The sequence below is a fragment of the Rudaea sp. genome, assembly GCF_036383415.1.
GTDB lineage: Bacteria > Pseudomonadota > Gammaproteobacteria > Xanthomonadales > Rhodanobacteraceae > Rudaea.
The window spans coordinates 1-20,025 of sequence record NZ_DASVOK010000441.1 but is presented as its reverse complement, the minus strand read 5'-3'; the positions used below and the strand labels follow the sequence as shown (position 1 = coordinate 20,025).

The 20,025-nt window shown below is 61.5% G+C and carries 19 protein-coding genes and 1 tRNA gene; 15 read left to right on the top strand and 5 right to left on the bottom strand.

Going from position 1 to position 20,025, the window contains the following annotated elements; all coding sequences use genetic code 11:
* The 3 genes from rplU to cgtA all read left to right on the top strand — a co-directional run.
* Positions 1–250 (top strand): 50S ribosomal protein L21 (gene rplU / locus VF497_RS15995; protein ID WP_330890538.1); only part of this gene is annotated, 250 nt, incomplete at its 5' end.
* 14 nt (positions 251–264) lie between these two features.
* Positions 265–522 carry a 50S ribosomal protein L27 gene (rpmA, locus tag VF497_RS15990; protein ID WP_330890536.1) on the top strand — a complete coding sequence of 86 codons (258 nt, stop codon included), beginning with the start codon at positions 265–267 and terminating at the stop codon, positions 520–522.
* 145 nt (positions 523–667) lie between these two features.
* Positions 668–1,717, top strand: coding sequence for an Obg family GTPase CgtA (gene cgtA, locus VF497_RS15985; protein WP_330890534.1), 1,050 nt, complete (start codon positions 668–670; stop codon positions 1,715–1,717).
* Between the two features lie 104 nt (positions 1,718–1,821).
* On the opposite strand, the gene rpsT is transcribed toward cgtA, so the two are convergent.
* The gene (gene rpsT / locus VF497_RS15980; RefSeq protein WP_330890532.1) at positions 1,822–2,085 is read right to left on the bottom strand and encodes a 30S ribosomal protein S20; all 264 of its coding nucleotides are present in this window, start codon (positions 2,083–2,085) and stop codon (positions 1,822–1,824) included.
* Positions 2,086–2,210: 125 nt separating this feature from the next.
* Between rpsT and murJ the strand changes: the two genes are divergently transcribed.
* From murJ to ispH, 5 genes are all read left to right on the top strand, one after another.
* Positions 2,211–3,818 (top strand): murein biosynthesis integral membrane protein MurJ, encoded by a 1,608-nt coding sequence (gene murJ / locus VF497_RS15975; protein ID WP_330890529.1) that lies wholly within the window; start codon positions 2,211–2,213, stop codon positions 3,816–3,818.
* 37 nt (positions 3,819–3,855) lie between these two features.
* Positions 3,856–4,806, top strand: coding sequence for a bifunctional riboflavin kinase/FAD synthetase (locus tag VF497_RS15970; RefSeq protein ID WP_330890527.1), 951 nt, complete (start codon positions 3,856–3,858; stop codon positions 4,804–4,806).
* A 71-nt stretch (positions 4,807–4,877) separates the two neighbouring features.
* On the top strand, positions 4,878–7,727 hold the full coding sequence (gene ileS / locus VF497_RS15965; protein ID WP_330890524.1) for an isoleucine--tRNA ligase: 2,850 nt from the start codon (positions 4,878–4,880) through the stop codon (positions 7,725–7,727).
* Positions 7,727–8,230 (top strand): signal peptidase II, encoded by a 504-nt coding sequence (gene lspA, locus VF497_RS15960; protein WP_330890522.1) that lies wholly within the window; start codon positions 7,727–7,729, stop codon positions 8,228–8,230. Before ileS ends, lspA begins: the two co-directional genes overlap by 1 nt.
* 28 nt (positions 8,231–8,258) lie before the next feature.
* The gene (ispH, locus tag VF497_RS15955; protein WP_330890520.1) at positions 8,259–9,215 is read left to right on the top strand and encodes a 4-hydroxy-3-methylbut-2-enyl diphosphate reductase; all 957 of its coding nucleotides are present in this window, start codon (positions 8,259–8,261) and stop codon (positions 9,213–9,215) included.
* Between the two features lie 39 nt (positions 9,216–9,254).
* Here ispH and VF497_RS15950 read toward each other — a convergent pair whose 3' ends face one another.
* Positions 9,255–9,701, bottom strand: a complete 447-nt coding sequence (locus VF497_RS15950; protein ID WP_330890518.1) for a type IV pilin protein — start codon at positions 9,699–9,701, stop codon at positions 9,255–9,257.
* A 160-nt stretch (positions 9,702–9,861) separates the two neighbouring features.
* Between VF497_RS15950 and VF497_RS15945 the strand changes: the two genes are divergently transcribed.
* The 4 genes from VF497_RS15945 to pilV are packed head-to-tail and all read left to right on the top strand — an operon-like array spanning position 9,862 to position 15,611.
* Positions 9,862–10,497, top strand: coding sequence for a prepilin-type N-terminal cleavage/methylation domain-containing protein (locus tag VF497_RS15945; protein ID WP_330890516.1), 636 nt, complete (start codon positions 9,862–9,864; stop codon positions 10,495–10,497).
* Complete coding sequence (locus tag VF497_RS15940) at positions 10,479–11,183, top strand: PilW family protein (RefSeq protein ID WP_330890514.1); 705 nt, start codon at positions 10,479–10,481, stop codon at positions 11,181–11,183. The genes VF497_RS15945 and VF497_RS15940 overlap by 19 nt, the downstream gene beginning before the upstream one ends.
* A gap of 42 nt (positions 11,184–11,225) precedes the next feature.
* On the top strand, positions 11,226–13,037 hold the full coding sequence (locus VF497_RS15935) for a PilX N-terminal domain-containing pilus assembly protein (RefSeq protein ID WP_330890512.1): 1,812 nt from the start codon (positions 11,226–11,228) through the stop codon (positions 13,035–13,037).
* A 12-nt stretch (positions 13,038–13,049) separates the two neighbouring features.
* Positions 13,050–15,611, top strand: coding sequence for a type IV pilus modification protein PilV (gene pilV / locus VF497_RS15930; RefSeq protein ID WP_330890510.1), 2,562 nt, complete (start codon positions 13,050–13,052; stop codon positions 15,609–15,611).
* Between the two features lie 509 nt (positions 15,612–16,120).
* On the opposite strand, the gene VF497_RS15925 is transcribed toward pilV, so the two are convergent.
* A complete protein-coding gene (locus VF497_RS15925) occupies positions 16,121–16,669 on the bottom strand; it encodes a GspH/FimT family pseudopilin (RefSeq protein ID WP_330890508.1) in 549 nt (182 codons plus the stop codon).
* Between the two features lie 229 nt (positions 16,670–16,898).
* On the opposite strand from VF497_RS15925, the gene VF497_RS15920 reads away from it, so the two are divergent.
* Positions 16,899–16,974, top strand: a tRNA-Thr gene (locus tag VF497_RS15920).
* 37 nt (positions 16,975–17,011) lie between these two features.
* Here VF497_RS15920 and yjgA read toward each other — a convergent pair.
* The gene (gene yjgA, locus VF497_RS15915; RefSeq protein WP_330890507.1) at positions 17,012–17,560 is read right to left on the bottom strand and encodes a ribosome biogenesis factor YjgA; all 549 of its coding nucleotides are present in this window, start codon (positions 17,558–17,560) and stop codon (positions 17,012–17,014) included.
* A 38-nt stretch (positions 17,561–17,598) separates the two neighbouring features.
* On the opposite strand from yjgA, the gene pmbA reads away from it, so the two are divergent.
* Both pmbA and VF497_RS15905 read left to right on the top strand, forming a co-directional pair.
* Positions 17,599–18,966, top strand: coding sequence for a metalloprotease PmbA (gene pmbA, locus VF497_RS15910; RefSeq protein WP_330890505.1), 1,368 nt, complete (start codon positions 17,599–17,601; stop codon positions 18,964–18,966).
* 113 nt (positions 18,967–19,079) lie between these two features.
* Positions 19,080–19,538 carry a DUF4870 domain-containing protein gene (locus VF497_RS15905; RefSeq protein ID WP_330890503.1) on the top strand — a complete coding sequence of 153 codons (459 nt, stop codon included), beginning with the start codon at positions 19,080–19,082 and terminating at the stop codon, positions 19,536–19,538.
* A 46-nt stretch (positions 19,539–19,584) separates the two neighbouring features.
* On the opposite strand, the gene VF497_RS15900 is transcribed toward VF497_RS15905, so the two are convergent.
* Positions 19,585–20,025 (bottom strand): polyprenyl synthetase family protein (locus VF497_RS15900; RefSeq protein WP_330890501.1); only part of this gene is annotated, 441 nt, incomplete at its 5' end.

The window sequence follows — 20,025 nt, the reverse complement described above, 5'->3', positions numbered from 1 at the left end:
CGTGGAAAAACTCGAAGCCGACGTCGGCGCCGCGGTCAAATTCGACCAGGTTCTGCTTCTCGGTTCGGGCGAAGGCGTCAAGGTCGGCGCGCCGACCGTCAGCGGTGCCTCGGTCGCGGCCAAGGTCGTCGAACACGGCCGTCTCGACAAGGTCCGCATCATCAAGTTCCGCCGCCGCAAGCACCACATGAAGCAGATGGGGCATCGGCAGTACTACACCGAAATCGAAATCACCGGCATCACGGGTTAAGAGGAGCATAAGTCATGGCACATAAAAAGGCAGGCGGCAGTACCCGTAACGGCCGCGACTCGAACCCGAAGTATCTCGGCGTGAAGCTCTATGGCGGTCAGGCCGTGGAAGCCGGCAACATCATCGTGCGCCAGCGCGGCACCCAGTTCCATCCGGGCACCGGCGTCGGCATCGGTCGCGACCACACCTTGTTCGCGCTGGTCGACGGCAAGGTCGATTTCGCGGTCAAGGGCGCCAAGCAGCGTCGCACGGTCAGCGTCGTCGCAGGCTAAGCTTCGCGCGCCAGCAATTCGACAGAGCCCCGCCTCGTGCGGGGCTTTGTTTTTCTGTAGCTTCTGCTGGTCATTCCCGCCAGAAACATGCGGGAATGACGGCGTTCTATACTTGCTTTCCCCTCGTTCAATCCCTCGCTGCCCCATGAAATTCGTCGACGAAGCCGAAATCACCGTCCACGCCGGCAACGGCGGCAGCGGCTGCGTGAGTTTCCGGCGCGAAAAATTCATTCCGCTCGGCGGCCCCGACGGCGGCAACGGCGGCGAGGGTGGCAGCGTGTTCCTCGTTGCCGACGAGGGTCTCAACACCTTGGTCGATTTCCGCCACGACCGCGTATTCCGCGCGCAGCGCGGCGAGAACGGCATGGGCCGGCAGATGGCCGGCAAGGCCGGCGAGGACAAGATCATCCGCGTGCCGGTCGGCACCGCCGTCATCAATGTCGATACCGACGAGACGATCGGCGACCTGACCCATCACGGCCAGGTCATCAAGGTTGCCCAGGGCGGCCGCGGCGGCGCCGGCAACGTCAACTTCAAGAGCTCGACCAACCGCGCGCCGCGCAAGGCTACGTCGGGCACCGAAGGCGAGACGCGCGAGCTGCGCCTCGAGCTGAAGGTGCTGGCCGATGTCGGCCTGCTCGGCTTTCCGAACGCGGGCAAATCGACCTTTATCCGTGCGGTTTCGGCGGCGACGCCACGCGTCGCCGACTATCCGTTCACGACGCTGCAGCCGCACCTCGGCGTGGTGCGCATCGGCACCGACCAGAGCTTCGTCATCGCCGATATTCCCGGTCTGATCGAAGGCGCGGCGGATGGCGCCGGGCTTGGCATCCAGTTCCTCAAGCATGTTTCGCGCACGCGCCTGCTGCTGCATCTGGTCGATATCGCCCCGCTCGACGACGAAACCGACCCGGTCGAGCAGGTGCGCGCGATTGAGGCCGAACTCGAGAAATTCGACGAGGAATTGCTCTCCCGCCCGCGCTGGCTCGTATTCAACAAGGCCGACCTCGTGCCCGAGGACGAGCGCCAGAAGCTGGCCAAGGCGCTGGTGAAAAAGCTCAAGTGGAAGCAGCCGTGGTTCCTCGTCTCGGCGATCGCGCGCGAGGGCACCTGGGAGGTCGCGCTGAAGACCCAGGACTTCTTCGACCGACTGCGCGCCGAGGCGGCGGAGGAGTCGCGGAGCGAGGACGCGTGAAGTGCGCGCGGTTTCGCCTCGATCTCACCATGCGCGCCCGGGAAATCGGAAAAACAAAAAGGCCGGCTTGCGCCGGCCTTTTTGGCAGTTCGTCGCGGCTTGGCTTAGGCCAGAGCCTTGATGTGCGCGCTCAGACGGCTCTTGTGGCGCGCAGTCTTGTTCTTGTGGATCAGGCCGCGGCTCGACTCGCGGTCGAGAATCGGCTCGGCGGTCTTGTAGGCGGCCTCGGCGGCGACCTTGTCTTTCGCCGCGATCGCGTTGACGACCTTCTTCACGGCGGTACGCAGCGCGGAACGCGCACTGGAATTGCGGGCGTTGCGCTTGACAGCCTGACGCGCACGCTTCTTCGCGGATTTGATGTTAGCCAAGGAAAAACTCCGGTAGTAGTGGCGCAGCCCGGTGCGGACGGCGCGGGAATCGGGGATGGAAAAAGGGGCGGAATTGTAAGCGTTGTGCGGAGTTGCGTCAACTTGGGTGAGGCCTTGGCCGGCCGATGAAGACTCCCAGCCTGCTGCGCTCGATGTTCTCGTTCAGCGCGATGACCTTTATTTCGCGCATTCTGGGCCTGGTGCGCGACCAGTCTATCAGCGCCGTGTTCGGCGTAAGCTGGATGACCGATGCGTTCTGGGTCGCCTTCCGCATCCCGAACTTCATGCGCCGGTTGTTCGCCGAAGGTTCGTTCAGCACGGCCTTTGTGCCGGTGTTCACCGAGGTCAAGGAAAAGCGTTCGCATGCGGAGTTGAAGACGCTGGTGGCGAAGACCGGCGGCACGCTCGGCGGCGTGCTGCTCATCGTCACCGCTCTCGGCGTCCTTTTTTCTGGCCAGATCACCGCGTTGTTTTCGCTCGGTGCGCTAAGCACGCCGGAGAAGGCGCGCCTGACCTCGGACTTGTTGCGCATCACCTTCCCATTCCTGCTGTTCGTCTCGCTGACCGCGCTGGCCGGCGGCGTGCTCAACAGCTTCCACCGCTTCGCCCTGCCGGCGCTGACGCCGGTGATCCTCAACCTGTGCATGATCGCCGGGGCGCTGTGGTGGAGCCGCTATTTCGACGTGCCGATCAAGGCGCTGGCCTGGGCCATCTTCCTCGCCGGCATCCTGCAGTTGCTGTTCCAGTTTCCCACACTGCGCCGGCTCGACCTGCTCGCACGGCCGAGCTGGGGCTGGTCGCATCCGGAAGTGCGCCGGATCATGCGCCTGATGATCCCGACCCTGTTCGGCTCGTCGGTCGCGCAGGTGAACCTGCTGCTCGACACGGTGATCGCCTCGCTGCTGATCACCGGTTCGCAGACCTGGCTGCAGACCGGTGACCGCCTGCTCGAACTGCCACTCGGCATCTTCGGCGTCGCGCTCGGCACGGTGATCCTGCCGAGCCTGTCGCGCCATCACGTCAACACCGACCATGCGGGTTTTTCGCGCGCGCTCGACTGGGGCCTGCGCACGACGCTGCTGATCGCCATTCCCGCGATGCTCGGCCTCGTCCTGCTCGGCAAACCGATCGTCGCGACGCTGTTCCAGCACGGCAGGTTCACCGCGGGGGATGCGGACATGGTCGCGCTGAGCCTGTCCGCGCTGAGCTTCGGCCTGCCGGCGTTCGCCTTGGTCAAGGTGCTCGTGCCGGCGTTCTACGCGCGCCAGGACACGAAAACACCTGTGCGTGCAGGCATCGCCGCGATGATCGCGAACATGGCGCTCAACGTGCTTCTGGTCGGCGCGCTGTACCTGCTCTGGCGCGGTGCAGAGACGCCGGGCGAAGACCTGCTCGCGCGCATCGCCAATGTGCGCGGCCTGCATATGGCGGTGGCGGTGGCGTCGAGCCTCGCGAGCTATCTGAACCTGCTGCTGCTCTGGCGCGCGTTGCGCCGCGAGGCGATCTATCAGCGCGAACCTGGCTGGGGCAGGCATCTGTTGCGGCTGGCCGTGGCGTGTGCGCTCATGGTGGCCGTCATCCTTGCAGGGCTGGCGATTTGGCCGGAATGGAGCACGGCGGGCGTCGCCCAGCGTGCTTGGCGGCTGGGTACCATCATCGCGGCGGCGGGCGGGATTTATGTGGCCAGCTTGTACGCCAGCGGCTTGCGCCTGCGCGATTTACGCGCTCACTGAACTGCGGCGGCGCAGCATTCTTCGCTATAATCGCGCGATGCGTATGTTGTTCCGCGATATCGCGGGCGATCCGGTCGCCGCGCGAGGCAGTGTCGTCTGCATCGGTGCGTTCGATGGCGTCCATCTGGGCCATCGCGCCGTGCTCGGGCGCGCGCGCGAACGGGCGCGCGAGTTGAATCTCGATGCGGTCGTCGCCAGTTTCGAACCGTTGCCGCGCGAGTTCTTCGCGCATGGGCGGCCGGTGGCGCGGCTGAGCAATGTGCGCGAGAAGATCGAGCAGTTCCGCGACGCACAGGTCGACCGGGCGCTGCTGTTGCGATTCAACGCGACGCTCGCGGCGATGAGTGCGCAGGATTTCGTCGAGCGCGTGCTGGTCAAGCGTCTCAACGCACGCGAAGTCTGGGTCGGCGAAGGCTTCCGCTTCGGCCATGCGCGCGGTGGCGATGTCGAATTGCTGCAGCGTCTTGGTCGCGAACACGGTTTCACGGCACAGGCACTCGCGCCGGTCGTGATCGAGGGTGAGCGCATTTCGAGTTCGGCGATTCGCGAGGCGTTGGCCGGCGGCAGTTTCGCGCTGGCGGCACGCTGGCTCGGTCGGCCGTTCGCGATCGGCGGGCATGTCGTGCGTGGCCAGCAGCTCGGGCGCAAGCTCGGCTACCCGACCGCGAACCTGCGGCTCGGTTCGCGTACGTCGCCCGTGGACGGCATCTTCGCGGTGCGCGTGCACGGTATCGATGACGTGCCGCGTCCCGGCGTGGCGAGCCTTGGCGTGCGACCCACGGTCAACGGCAAGGAGCCGCTGCTCGAGGCGCACGTGTTCGATTTCGACGGTGACCTCTACGGCCGTCGTATACAAGTGGAATTTGTGGAAAAATTGCGCGACGAGGAGAAGTTCAGCGATCTCGACGCGATGGTGAGGCAGATCGATCGCGACGCCGAGCAAGCGCGTGGAATTTTGTTCCGCCCCGGAACAAAAATGGATAAATGACGTTGCTCCAGCGCGGAGCATAAGACAAACAACAAGAGTTGCTGCACGACGGTGGCGACTGGAGCGAAGAAGTGAGCATCGACTACAAATCCACGATCAACCTGCCGCAGACCGATTTCGCGATGAAGGCCGACCTTGCCAAGCGCGAGCCGGCGATGCTCGCCGAATGGGAGAAGGTCGATCGCTACAACGAGATCCAGATCCGCACCGCCGGGCGCGAGCACGCCTTCATCCTGCACGACGGTCCGCCGTATGCGAACGGCGCGATCCATCTCGGCCATGCGGTCAACAAGATCCTCAAGGACATCGTGGTCAAGTCCAAGCTCGTCGCGGGCCTGCGCTCGCCGTACGTGCCGGGCTGGGACTGCCACGGCCTACCGATCGAAGTCGCGGTCGAGAAGAAGGTCGGCAAGGTCGGCGTCAAGGTCGATGCGGCCGAGTTCCGCAAGCTCTGCCGCGAGTACGCGACCAAGCAGATCGATCTGCAGCGCACGGACTTCAAGCGCCTCGGCGTGCTCGGCGACTGGAGCCGTCCGTACGAAACGCTGGCCTTCAAGTTCGAGGCCGACGAAATCCGTGCGCTGGCGAAGGTAATCGCGAACGGCCACCTCGTGCGCGGCGAGAAGCCGGTCTACTGGTGCTTCGACTGCGGCTCAGCGCTCGCCGAGGCGGAGATCGAATACCAGGACAAGCAGTCGTGGGCGATTGACGTTGCCTACGACGCGCTCGATCCGAAAGCGCTCGCCGCGAAGTTCGGCGTGAGCGTGAACGACGGCGACATCGTCGCCGTGCCGATCTGGACGACGACGCCGTGGACGCTGCCGGCCAGCGTCGCGGTCACGCTCGGTCCCGACATCGACTACGTGCTGATCGAAGGGCCGGCACGCAATGGCAAGCGCGTGCTGCTCGTCGTCGCGGAACTGCTGCTGGAAAAAATCGCCAAGCGCTACGGCCTCGACAATCCCGTCGCACTTGGCCATATCAAGGGCGCCGGGCTTGACCTGACAAAATTGCACCATCCGTTCTACAAGCGCGAAATCCCCGTCATCAACGGCGACCACGTCACCACCGACGACGGCACCGGCGCCGTGCACACCGCGCCGAGCCACGGCATGGAGGACTTCGTCGTCGCGCGCGAATACGGTATCGCCGGGGTCAATCCGCTCGGACCGAACGGTGTCTACACGCCGGACACGGAACTGTTTGCCGGACAATTCATCTGGAAGGCGAACGATGCCATCGTCGACCTGCTGCGCGAGCGCGGCGTCCTGCTCGCCGCCGAGAAGATCACGCACAGCTATCCGCATTGCTGGCGTCATCGCACGCCCGTCGTGTTCCGCGCCACGCCGCAGTGGTTCATCGGCATGGAGACGAAAGGCCTGCGCGCCGACGCGCTCAAGGCGATCCGCGATGACGTCGACTGGTATCCGGCCTGGGGCGAGGAGCGCATCTACGGCATGATCAAGGACCGCCCGGACTGGTGCATCTCGCGCCAGCGCACCTGGGGCGTGCCGATCGCGTTGTTCATCCACAAGTCCACGGGCGAGCCGCATCCGCGCAGCGTCGAGCTGATGGAGCAGGTTGCGCAGCGCGTGGAAAAAGCTGGCGCGGATGCGTGGTACGCGCTCGATGCGCGCGAGCTGCTCGGCGACGAGGCCGAACAATACGACAAGGTCACCGATATTCTTGATGTCTGGTTCGATTCGGGCACGACGCATTACTGCGTGCTCGATCAGCGTCCCGAACTCGCGCGCAAGCCTGGTGACAAGGTCATGTATCTCGAAGGCTCGGACCAGCACCGCGGCTGGTTCCATTCCTCGCTGCTGACCAGCGTCGCGATGCACGGCAAGGCGCCGTACGACGAAGTGCTCACGCACGGCTTCACCGTCGATGCGCAGGGCCGCAAGATGTCGAAGTCGCTCGGCAACGGCATCGAGCCGCAGGACGTGATGAAGAACTACGGCGCGGACATCCTGCGCCTGTGGATCGCCTCGGCCGACTACCGCAACGAGATGGCGTTGTCGGACGAAATCCTCAAGCGCGTCGCCGACGCTTACCGCCGCATCCGCAACACGGCGCGCTTCCTGCTAGGCAACCTGCATGGCTTCGACCCGGCGCGGGATCTGGTCAAGGTCGAGGACAGTCTGCTGCTTGATCAATGGGCCGTGCAGCAGGCGTACGACACGCAACAAGCGGTGATAGCGGCTTACGCGCGCTACGACTTCCCCGAAGTCGTGCAGCGCGTGCTGAACTTCTGCACGAACGAGATGGGCTCGCTCTACCTCGACATCACCAAAGATCGCCTGTACACGATGCAGGCCAACAGCCACGGCCGGCGCAGCGCGCAGAGCGCGATGTACCGCATCGTCGAGGCGATGGTGCGGTGGCTCGCGCCGATCCTGTCGTTCACGGCCGAGGAAATCTGGCCGTTGATCCCGGGCACGCGCGATGCCTCGGTGCTGTTCGAGACGTTCTACGATGGACTTGCCGCAACGCAAGGCAAGCCCGAGCAGCGTGCGTTCTGGAACGACCTGCTGACGATCCGCGCAGCCGCGGCGAAGCTGCTCGAAGGCATGCGCAATGCGGGCGAGATCGGCGCGGCGCTCGAAGCCGATGTCGCGCTGCATGCGGATGCGCCGCTACATTCGCGCCTCATGCCTCTCGCGGACGAGCTGCGTTTCTTCTTCATTACCTCCGGCCTGCATCTCGGCGACGACAAGAATCCGCCGGCGAACGCGGTGAAGGCGGAAGTGAGCGACGGCGCAGCGTGGATTTCCGCCAGGGTCGCCGATGGGCAGAAGTGCATCCGCTGCTGGCACCGTCGCCCCGACGTCGGCGTCTATCCCGAACACCCGGAAATCTGCGGCCGCTGCGTTTCCAACCTGCCGGACGGCACGGGCGAGCAACGGCGGTATTTCTGATGAACAAACCCGTGTCCTGGAAGGCCAGCGGATTGCCGTGGCTGGTGTTTTCCCTGTTCGTGATCGTGCTCGACCAGGCGACCAAGGCAGTCGTGCTCGCGCAATTGCAGCCGTTGCAGCCACATGCGGTGATTCCCAACCTGCTCAACTGGACGCTCGCATTCAACACCGGCGCGGCGTTCAGTTTTCTGGATGTCGGTCCAGGCCCGCAGCGCTGGCTGTTCAGCGTGCTCGCGGTCGTTGTCAGCGCCATGCTCGTGCGCTGGCTCGCGACGATTCCGCGTTCGGACTGGCGCAACACGCTGCCGCTGTCGCTCGTCATCGGCGGCGCGCTCGGCAACTTGGTCGACCGCCTGCGCTTCGGTCAGGTCACCGACTTCATCGATGTCTACTGGAATGATGCGCACTTTCCTGCGTTCAACGTCGCCGACTCGGCGATCACGGTCGGCGCAGTGCTGCTGATCTGGTTCGGCTTGTTCGCGAAGGGGCAAAAAGCGTCCTGACGCGGCTATCCGCGTTAAAATCCTTGCCATGCAAATCCTTCTCGCCAACCCCCGCGGATTCTGCGCCGGCGTCGACCGGGCGATCGAAATCGTCGAGCGCGCGCTCGAATCGTTCGGTGCGCCGATCTACGTGCGCCATGAAGTCGTGCACAACAAGTTCGTGGTGGACGGGCTGCGTGCGCGCGGCGCGATCTTCGTCGACGAAATTTCCGAAGTGCCCGATGGCGCCACGGTGATCTTCAGCGCGCACGGCGTGTCGCAAAAGGTGCGCGGTGAAGTGGCTGCGCGCGACCTGCGCGTGTTCGACGCGACCTGTCCGCTGGTGACCAAGGTGCACATCGAAGTCGCGCGCTACGCAAAGAGCGGATTCGACGTCGTGTTGATCGGCCACGCCGGCCATCCCGAAGTCGAAGGCACGCTCGGCCAGTGGGACAAGGCCGGTGCGAGCGGCGAAATCCACCTCGTCGAGACGCCCGAAGACGTGGCCCAGCTCAAGCCGAAGAATCCCGAACAGATGGCCTATGTGACGCAGACCACATTGTCGGTCGACGACACCAAGGCCGTGATCGAAGCCCTGCGCACCCAGTTCCCTGCGGTCATTGGCCCGAAGCACGACGACATCTGCTACGCGACGCAGAACCGCCAGGACGCCGTGCGCAAGCTCGGCCAGCAATGTGATCTCGTTCTCGTCGTCGGCTCGCCGAACAGCTCCAACTCCAACCGCCTGCGCGAACTCGCGCAGAAGCAGGGTGTGCCGGCCTATCTGATCGATGGCGCCGACGACATCGACCGCGAATGGCTGACCGGCAAGGCGCATATCGGCGTCACCGCGGGCGCTTCGGCGCCGGAAAGCCTGGTCCAGGGCGTCGTCGCGCGGCTGCGCGAGTGGGGCGGGGCAGATGCCGAGGTCAGCGAGCTGGCTGGCGATCCGGAGAATGTGACGTTTGCGCTGCCGAAAGAGTTGCGGGTCGTCATGGTGGGCTGACGCGCGTCGAAAATCTGCAGTTGTCCGGGCAAATTCGATCTATTGCGCCCAGCAGTTTGCGGGTGTCTTGCTGAGTACTCCGGCCGTCGTAAAGCCTGAGTCGTAGATCAGAGTCTTGCAATTGGTGCCGTACTGATTGTCATTGTCCTGTCCCGAATTGGCGACGGCCGTGATCTTGAACCCGGTATTGGTAGCATTCGGGGCCAAGGTAGCAGTCGCATAGTAGGATGCGGTATACGGATTTGACGGGAATTTCAGGGTGGCAAGCGTTGAGCAAGCATAGCCGAAGGCATTCGCGTACTCTGGGCAGTCCGCGCGGAAACGCTCCTCCAGCAACGCAATTTGCTGCATGGCCTGTTCCATGTCGCTACGTCGACCTTTGCGCAACTGGCTCAGGTAACTGGGCAGCGCGATCGCCGCGAGAATGGCGATGATTGCGACGACGATCATCAGTTCGATCAGCGTAAACCCACGGTTCCTGTTCATGCGCCCCCCAGACTCCGCTCAGTAGCGCGAATACTAATCGCCGCGTCCTTGATGCGTCCAGCCGAATAACAGGAAATTCGCGCCATTGGTCGGATTCGTTTCGAAAACCGCTGACAACAGCATAGAATCGGCAATCGGTTCAGGGACTACCGGGGGCACAATGCAGCGTTGGCGGCAATCTGGCTTCACTCTCGTCGAGTTGATGGTCACATTGGCGGTGCTCGTCATCCTCGCCATGCTGGCCGTGCCCAGCTTTAATGACTTGATCGAGAAGTCGCGGTTGCGTGGTGCGACGGACGATATCGTCAATCTGCTTAATCAATCTCGCGTGAACGCGGTCAAGCTGCAGCGCGACGTCAACGTTTCCGTTTCCAGCGGAACGACTTGGTGCGCAGGAGCGATTAGCGCCGCTACGCCCACGGCAGGGGTGCAGGTGGCCGGCGTGTCGGATTGCGATTGTTCCAAAAAAACCCCGGTGGTTTGTTTGGTGGGCGACGACAACAATGGTTACCAAAACGCACTCGTCTCATCAGGGGACTATTCAGGAGTGATCTTGCAACTGCCCAGTAACAGCACTATCAAGTATGTCCTCGGCACTGGTGGGGTTACCTTCAATTCCAAGCTGGGGACACTGGATATCACGAATTTGCCCACCAATCCGCTGATGACTCTAAATTCCAAGTCAGGCAAATATTCGACACACATCAATTTGTCGGCGCTCGGGCAAACACTGGTATGCGTGCCGTCTTCGAGTCCTTTCGTGGCAGGGTATCCGACATGCGCAACCGGTCAATGAAACCGAGCGGAAAGCCTGCGATGTGGGGGTTCTCGCTGATCGAGCTGATGATTTCGATCGTGATCGGCATGATCGTTGTTGGCGGTGCCATCAGTCTAATTGTGGCGATCAATCAGTCGAATTCCGAGACAATCCAGTCCACCCGTCTAACACAGGAATTGCGCGCGCTTGCATCCGTTGTCGCTGACGACGTCAAGCGCATGCGGTTCATTGAAGACCCGGCAGCGATGGTAGGGCAAGGGACAACAACTGCATGTCCTACTGCGTCTGCGGCGTCGGTTATCCAACCCTGTTACGCAGTCACGGTGACCAATTGTCCGGGGCTTAGCTATGGCTATTCCGGCACTACCTCCGATCAATCTCTCTACAACTATCATCAAGTCCGGCTGGACAGAACCACGGGTAGAGTGTCGCTCGATTATTTGACGCTGAATCCAACCGGTGTGACAACGGTTGCGAACTTGCCCACTTCGTCGGCGCTGCAAAGTTGCCCTATCACCAATTCGACTACTGCTGTTTTGAGTTCAAGTCAGATCAAAATAACTGATTTAACCTTTACTGTGGTGAGCGCAAATGAAATTGATTTGTCCGTGACTGGCAGTTTGGTCTCGGGTGATTCGTACACGAACTCCATTTCGCGTACTTTCAAACAGCCCATTTTCATTCGGTCCACCACGGTCAATTGATTCCGGAGCTTTTTTATGTATCGGTTTGCTCATGGCAGGCAATTGAATTCGAAGCTGCAATCAGGCACAACGCTGATCGTTACCCTGATGTTGCTTTTGCTCGCGTCGCTTCTTGCGTTGTTCGCGATGAATGCCGGGATTTTGGAACAACGCACATCGGCAAGCGACGTACGTGCCCGCTTGGTAAAGCAGACCGTCGAGGCGGCCATTTCTCAGGGCGCCGAGTACATCAAGGCCAATCGTTCGATCATCAACCCGACCAATGGGAAATGGACTCGTTGCGGTGGTACCAACGCCCCTCCCGACACCAACTTCCCCTGTGGTGCAGTGCCGCAGTGCGTGGCGGGACAGTACAGTGGCACGGGTTGTGCGAGCCCAAGTATGCAACGGCGCGGCAATATGTACTATTACAACGTGGGCGCCAGCTATGACGTCAATGGCAATAACAGCACTTCCGACGACATCGACACCAGGTCCATTCCGCTCGACAGGCGGATGACAACGGTAGGCAATGGATACGCGGTGAATTACGGAGTTGGAGTGGTGATGTGCATGGTCAAAACTCCTGCGCAGACGACCGATCCCACGGAATGCACTACCGATCTGACGCAGGCATCGGGAACCTATCTATTTACGGTTATCGGCGTCGGCAATATCGCCGGCGAATCCGCCAACACCACGTTGAGCACGACCTTCGGTATTTCTCCGATCGCCGGTGGCGGTGGAAACCTTCCACCCATCACGGCGTCTGGATCGGTCGATGTTACCGGTGGTATCCAAGTTGTAACCAACTCGAACGGGGCGGGAAAAGGGGTGCCGGTATCTGTTTGGACGCGGCAAGCGCTGACGAAAACCGGTACGCCAAATACTTGTTATTTCGAGGATTACATCCGCAACCAGGGCAACGTGCCAGGCCAAGGATCCGTTGATTTTGCGAAGACTTCGACTGGCGGAACATCAAGCATAATTACGTGCGATACCTGCTCATGCAGCAATTCCATCTCATATCAATCCTCCGGCAACGGGGGAAATATGGGAATCGACCTTCTCGATATCGATTCCGTTCCGGTGGTGGGTACATCAACATGTACTTCGACGCTTCAGGCTGCAGGTTCCTGCAAGTCCAATGCAAACGTCAGATCAAACGAATTTCCCTGCGATCTGTTTAATTACGTGTTTCATGTACAGGCTTGGGAAGACGACACCGGTACCAACCCAGACGGTTACTGTACAGATGGTCACGACTGTTTTTGCGAAACACGCAAGATGACAACGACCGCTTATCAACCAGCCGATAACTCCCCGCTTCCAAGCGGAGGCATTGGCGTGGACGAAGCGTGGTTGTACAACCATGCGACGCAAATCATTCCCGGTACGTTGCATTCCTCGGGATGGATCAAACCAGACAAGCTGGCCGCTTGTTCCGCGCTGGCCGATTCGGGAGCCACCAATGGAACTACCGCCCAAGGCGGGCTGATCTGGGTGCAGAACGGCGCCACATGTTCTACCAACAACGTCACCATGGGCACGCCGGATCTTCCAGTCATCGTGGTATGGGACGGAAACGTGAGCAACTTCCACGGAAAGCTGTATGGCTTACTTTTTATACGCGCGCCGAATAGTCCCCTTGATCCAACTACTGGGGGATCTACAGATGGGAGCGGCGGCAGTCTAACGATGCAGGCCGGCTCGGTGATCTATGGTTCTGTCGTCATCCAAGGCCAATTCATCAAAGGAAACGGCACGGCGGCCATTGTCTACCTACCCAAGGTACTGGCGGGATTCACCGGCGAGCCAACGCTTAATCCGGCCTCGCCTGTTCCAGGTTCCTGGACCGACCGATTCTCGTATTGAGTGGATAAGACCATGCTTACCATGAATCCGAAATCTGCCGTTCTCCGTCGAGTCTTCGGTTTCTCGATGATCGATGTCTTGATTGCGATCGTCGTTCTGTCGACAGGATTGTTGGCTCTCGCTCTTCTGCAGGGTGCCTTGACTCGCAACAGCGCTGATGCTCGGGCGCGCTCGCAGATTGCCGCGTATGCGGAAGGGCTGATCGATCAAATGCGGGCCAGTGGCTACAGCGCGGGTGCGCTGACCTATACCGCGACCCCCACCGCTACCACGAATCCGCAGCAGACAATCGTTTCACCCAGCCAAGGTTCAGCCGCGCAGAAGAGCGCAGCTCTCGTTGCGCAAACAGCCGCTGGCGTCGGCAATCTGACAACCACCATTACTGTCAACCAGTGGGCTGCTACCAGTATTGCCAACCCGGCTTTTAAAAAGACTGCAGGCGCGCCCCTTTCCGACGCCGGTGCTTATAAACAGGTGAATGTCACGACGACGTGGACGGATTCCTCCGGTCAGTCCCGATCGCTCGCCACCGACACCATCATCAGCCCCACTTTGAACGACAACGGCAACAATGGTCTCATCGTACAGACCCCGACGATAACCTCGACCACGGCGTCGCCCACAGTACGGCAGATCAATCCCGCTGCCACGCCAGGAGTCATTCCGATTGCAACCGGCAATGGTAACGACACTGCAGCCACGAACCCGAAGCCACAGATTCTCGCTCTCAATGGCAACAACTCCGCGGTTGTCGGCACCTCATACAATGTGCTTACTTACCAAGCTCCCGACAACAATAACGAGACCGTCATCCAGAAGAGTGTCGATACCAAGGTAGTCATGTGCAGTTGCAAGTATGGCGGTGCGGTCAGCACGGACAGTAATCTGACGACCGTTTTTGCGACACCATATAGGCCTACCTATTGGGATGGTAGCCAATATGTGGCGCCGACGGCGGCCGGAACGACTTCCGCGACAGGCGTCGACTCGAGTGCTACGCAGGATAATGATTGCGATGTTTGCTGTCGTGATCACAACGATAGTGCCAGTGACACAGTCAAGTTTGATCCCTTCAATACGACGGGCAACTACAGCCATTATCGCTACGACTCCACCAACACCTTGGTGGCGGTGCCCTCGTCCGATGCAGCTGACGCCTACATGAATGCCTGTCGGTTAATTCGTGTCGACGGCGTCTACGCAGTGGCAACGGATCTGCATAACTATTTCTTCGGCCTGTTGGCAACGTCGAGCCCGAGTACGGCGGCCACCGCCGCCACCAGCTCAAATCCGGATACAACGGACACTGCGGACTTCGGTACGGGGGGGGCCGTCGGCGCCTATCAGTCCTTTATTCTCAATTATCTAAAGACCAATGTCTCCACTCTGGAGCAAGGTAGTCTTCCGAGTTTGGCAACCGCTCAATCCAGCTATGCGGCCTCACCTTACAATCTGGATGTGCCGACAAGCATAAAAATCACTTATTCGTCGACCAATCCGGACTACCGCTATTTGCATGCGCGTGGCTTGTACATAGACTATCTTGAGCCCGCTGCGGTAACCGCCATCACGAACGCTATTGCCAGTTGTACGGCCACGGATAAGTCGAGCTGCTATTTGCCATTATTGCCGTTTACGACGATTAATGTTACGGACATTGCCAACTGGTCCCCTTCACCCGGGGGTTGTCATTCGAACAGCGTTTCAGTGAACAACGATGCGATTATCACCGTAAAAAATGCAGCGCCGACGTTCAACAGTTCGCGAGGAGTGGTGAGCGCGCTTTCGTGTGCCAGTACGGGGGATACGGCTACTGTCACGACGACGATTTCCAATTCCAATTCCGGACTTGCCGCGACAGGGTCCGGATTCGGCAGCCCTGTGGATTTGGACGATGCATCGGCATCGAATAAGCAAAGCGATACGCAGGCTTTCTCTGTCTCCTCGAGCAATAGCTCGGGGAGCGGTAGTGTGTCTGCGACGTTATATCTCACGCCAGTTCCGGCTTCTGTCAATAGCGTGCTTCCGCAGCTCTACAAGGGATATAGTGGAAGTTACCCTACTGTGTCTTGGCAACTGGACAGCACGGCCGCACCTACAGGTAGCTTGACCTCTTGTTCATCGAGTTCGAGTGGAAACGGAGGCAACAAGCAGCTGAATTCCTATACGTGCCCATCGATAACCACATCCTCCACGCCACCTCTTGCCGCTGTAATTACAGTGACAGTACAAAATTATAATTATGCATATACAGCTGCGGGATCAAATCCATGCTGGAGTGGGCACAACACTACCGTACAGTACTGTGCTAATTACAAGGTTGATACCGCCAACATTTTGGTGAATGGCGTTGCGGAAGGTTCGTTGGCCAATATAGTCGTCACCGACAATGGAAACGTAGGCAATACCACGTTAGGCACAACTCCTGAAAAGTCGACGATTACGTTCCCAAGTCTGAATTTGTCCAGCACCGATACGATCAGTATAGGCTTTACTGCTGAAGGTGTTACTTCGCCAAGCTATACTTGCTCTGGTAGTAATAGTCGCACGGCGACCTATGCGTCATGCCAGTAAGAATAAAAAAGGGTCCAGCTCGGCTGTTTTTTGTGTTTGAACGCTAAATCTTGTTGCTTACTTGATGCCACAGTTGCGAGCAATGGAGTGGTTCGCTTTAGACTGAATAAGGACTACTGGGCGCCGGCCTAAAGCGAGATGATTGCGCGGCCCGAAGCTTGCCAATTGTGATCGAACGTATGTGGCACGACGCGATGCTGCGAGATGTAGTCGAGCACGATTGCATCGAGAGAGCGATGTTGCTCAAAGCGAAGCGCGCGATCGCCGCCTCGAACAGTTGAGTGCCTTGCGCATGGTATTTGGCGAATCGAAGGGGACTAATTTTTCCGCGCTTGGGCACACCCTCTTGCCGTTTGCTCTTCGTCGCACGAGGCCGCTGCTCTTTCGTTCAGACACACCACCGACAGTGCGGCTTCGAGCTGCTTACGCAAGCCCAACTGCGTCTCGTGTCGCTCGCCGGGCACCCACCTGCTTACTGGTTAAGGCGGCCACCATGTCGCAGGCGACGCTCAACCCGAACAGGCTTCCGCGACGCTGGCGGGGTTGGGCGGCGTCGAATGCAAATTCCCGTTGTTCCCCATCGCATAAGCGCTCGCCTTCGCTGGCCCGCGGCCGTCGCAAAGCGTGAAGGTGACATTGCTGCCCACGCTGCCGCCGCTGGGCTGGAAATGGATGCGCGTGCGTCCGCTCGTGCTGACCAGATGCACTTTGGGCGGCAGGGCATCTTGGCGCAGCAAGATCGGGTCGCCCGGCTGACGTTCGCTGCCACCGTGGGTGGCGGCGAACGCGATCCAGCCGTGCTCCCAATGGTCGCCAGATGTACAGGCCGCGCCGTCGAGGCTTGGGCAGAGCACGATCTCCACTCCCGCGTTCGCTGCACTGCTGCGTGCGCGGGTGAGTGCGGCTACGAAGCTGGCGAGTCCGTTGCTGCCGCGTGCGGCGTGAATCGCTGCAGAGACGCTGCTGCTCGCGAATCCGGCGAGCACGGCGACGATGGCGACGACGAACATCAGTTCCACTAGGGTGAAGCCGGTCTGCGTGGTGCGATTGGCTTGCATGTCGATCTCCTGGTTTTGCAGGGATGGCGACATGCTATGGAGCCGCGCGCGGCCGCTCCATCCACGGATTGCGCGCCACCATGTAGGAAAAAGCCGCAAGCGGGGGCAGTATCTGCGGCTGCCATCGGCGCAGCACTGTCAATGCCTGACGGCGGGCCGGGGAAAGATTGCCCTGGAGACCGGAATCCTTGATCGGAAGGATTCATGTCGCTACACTATGCGGCTCCGTGCCGGAGTAGCTCAGTTGGTAGAGCGGCGCATTCGTAATGCGTAGGTCGGGGGTTCGATTCCCTTCTCCGGCACCACCGATACACGAAAGGCGGCCTCCGGCCGCCTTTCTTTTTATCCTTTTTCTTTTTCACCCATCACGTCGCGCAACGCACGAAACAACTCGCGCGCCGCGTGTGGTGGCTTGCTGCGATCGCGCTCGATGCGCGCCTGGCGCGCGAGCGTGCGCAGGCGCTGGCGGTCGGCCTGCGCATGCAGGGCGATGAATTCGTTGAGCGTTTCGTCGTCGCCTTCGAGCAGACGGTCGCGCCATTGTTCGACGCGATGCAGGACTGCGGCTTCGCGGCGGATGTTGTTGCGGTCGCGATCGAGCGCGGCACGGATGGCGTCGACCTCGGCATCGTCGAGCTTGCGCATCTGCTTGGCGAGGAATTGTGTCTGCCGCTTGCGCGCAATTTGCTGCGTCACCGCGCGTGCCCGCCGCACCTCGTCGAGCAGATCATCGCCGAGCGGAACCTGGCCGAGCTGCGCATCGGTCAGATCGACCAGTGCTTGCGCGAGCTTGAGCACGTCCAGCGCCTCGCGCCGCAACTGGCTGCGGCTGGGCCCCTCGTCATCGTGTTCCGGCCCGGGTGGATTGAGTTCGTGCTCGCCGATCTGCATATCACGGATAATAGCCGATCGAACCAAGGAACTGCCGAGTGAACGTCGCCACCCAGGATTCTCCAGTCGCATTGCAGGACGACAGCCTCGCCCGGCTCGACCGTCTCGCCTCGCTCGCCGAGGACGTGATCCGCCGCTGCCGCGCGGCCGGTGCGAGCGAGGTCGAGGTCGGCGCGAGCATCGATTCGGGGCTCAATGTCGGCGTGCGTCTCGGCGAGGTCGAAACGGTCGAACACTCGCGCGACCGCGGCTTCGGCGTGACCGTGTATTTCGGCAAGCGCAAGGGCTCGGCAAGTACGGCCGATCTCGCCGCCGACTCGATCACGAAGACGATCGAGCAGGCCTGCGCGATCGCAAAGTACACCGAGGAGGATCGGTACACCGGCCTGGCCGATCCCGCGCGACTCGCGCAGGATTTCCCCGATCTCGACCTGTGGCATCCATGGCAGGTCGATGCGCAGGAGGCGATCCGCCTCGGCATTGAGATCGAGGGGGCCGGGCGCGCCTATCGCGGCATCACCAATTCGGAAGGCGCTTCGGTGCAGGCCGGCGAGTCGCTGTCGGTGCTCGCTACCTCGGCCGGTTTCGTCGGCCGCGAGCGCGGTACGCGGCACATGCTGTCGTGCGCGTTGATCGCAGGCGAAGAGGCGGGTATGCAGCGCGACTACTGGTACGAATCGGTGCGCGCCGCAGGCGATTTCGGCGATCCGGCGGTAATCGGGCGCAAGGCAGCCGAGCGCACGCTGGCGCGCCTCGACGCGCGCGAGCTGACCACGCGCGAGGCGCCCGTGCTGTTCGCGCCAGAAGTCGCGCGCGGCCTGATAGGCCATCTCGTCTCCGCCGTGTCGGGTGGAGCGCTCTACCGCAAGTCGAGTTTCCTCGTCGACCACGCGGGTAAAAGTATACTTCCGCAGTTCATCGATATCGTGGAAAAGCCGCGCCTGCTGCGCGGGCATGCATCGGGCAACTTCGACAGCGAAGGCGTGGCGACCGCCGAACGCGCCTTGGTTCGCGCGGGCGTTCTCGAACGCTACGTGCTCGGCAGCTACTCGGCGCGCAAGCTCGGTCTCGAGTCGACCGGCAACGCGGGCGGCATCCACAATCTCATCGTCAAGACCGGCGGCGACGATTTCGATGCGATGCTGCGCAAGCTCGGCACCGGCCTGCTCGTCACCGAAGTGATGGGGCAGGGCGTGTCGATCGTCACCGGCGACTACTCGCGCGGCGCTTCGGGTTTCTGGGTCGAGAACGGCGCGATCGCGTATCCGGTCGAAGGCATCACGATCGCGTCCAACCTGCGCGAGATGTTCCGCGGCATCGCCGCGATCGGCACCGATGTCGATCCGCGCTCGCATATCCTGACCGGATCGATCCTGGTCGAGCGGATGACGATCGCCGGACAATAGGCGGTGCGCGAGATGCGGCGCAGGCGGGTGATTTCAAGCGTGACCTCCGGCGCTTGTCTGCCCGCCGCGTTCGCGGGAAACTGACTCTGCCCACAATCACGCAGGAGAGCCGCATGAGCGTTCCACCGAACGAAGTCCCGCCGGGCAACGGCCCCGCGCCCAGCGACGCCTTCCCCCCGCCGCCGGTGCCGTCAGGCACGCCGAGCGCTGAGGAGCGGCAATGGGCGATGTTCGCGCACCTGTCCGCGCTGCTCGGCGCAATCGTCACCGGGCACATGTTCGCCTGGGGCTGCTTCATCGGGCCGCTGGTGATCTGGCTGATCAAGAAAGATACGCTGCCTTTCGTCGACGATCAGGCCAAGGAAGCGCTCAATTTCAACATCACGCTCGCGATCGTCGGCCTGGCCCTGCTCGTGCTCAGCATCATCACGCTCGGCCTCGGTCTGCTGATCGCGGTTCCAGTCGGCATCATCGCCGGCGTTGCCTGGCTCGTGCTGACGATCGTCGCCGCGGTCAAGGCGAATGAAGGCGTGGCCTACCGCTATCCGATCAGCCTGCGTTTGATCAAGTAACGCATCGGCGCGCGAGCGCGAGCAGCGAGCCGATGTGTCATCCCGGCTACGCGTCGCGCTCGGCGATGAAGCGCGCCAGTGCACGCAGCGTGTCGAATCGGTCGCCCAGCGTGGCCAAGGCGTCGATCGCTGCCTGTGTCAGCTCGGCCAGATGCGTGCGCGCGCCGGCCATGCCGAGGACGGCAGGATAGGTCGGCTTGTTGTCGGCGGCATCCTTGCCTGCGGTCTTGCCGATCGTCGCGACGTCGCCTTCGATGTCGAGGATGTCGTCGCGGATCTGGAATGCGAGCCCGATGGCATGGCCGTAGCGTTCGAGCGCGGCGAGCGTCGCCGCGTTGCGGCAACCGGCAGCGAGCGCGCCGAGGCGCACCGAGGCGCGGATCAGTGCGCCGGTCTTGTACACGTGCATGCGTTCGAGTTCGGCCGGGGTCAGCGCCTTGCCGACCGCGGCGAGATCGAAGGCCTGGCCGCCGGCCATGCCGTGCGC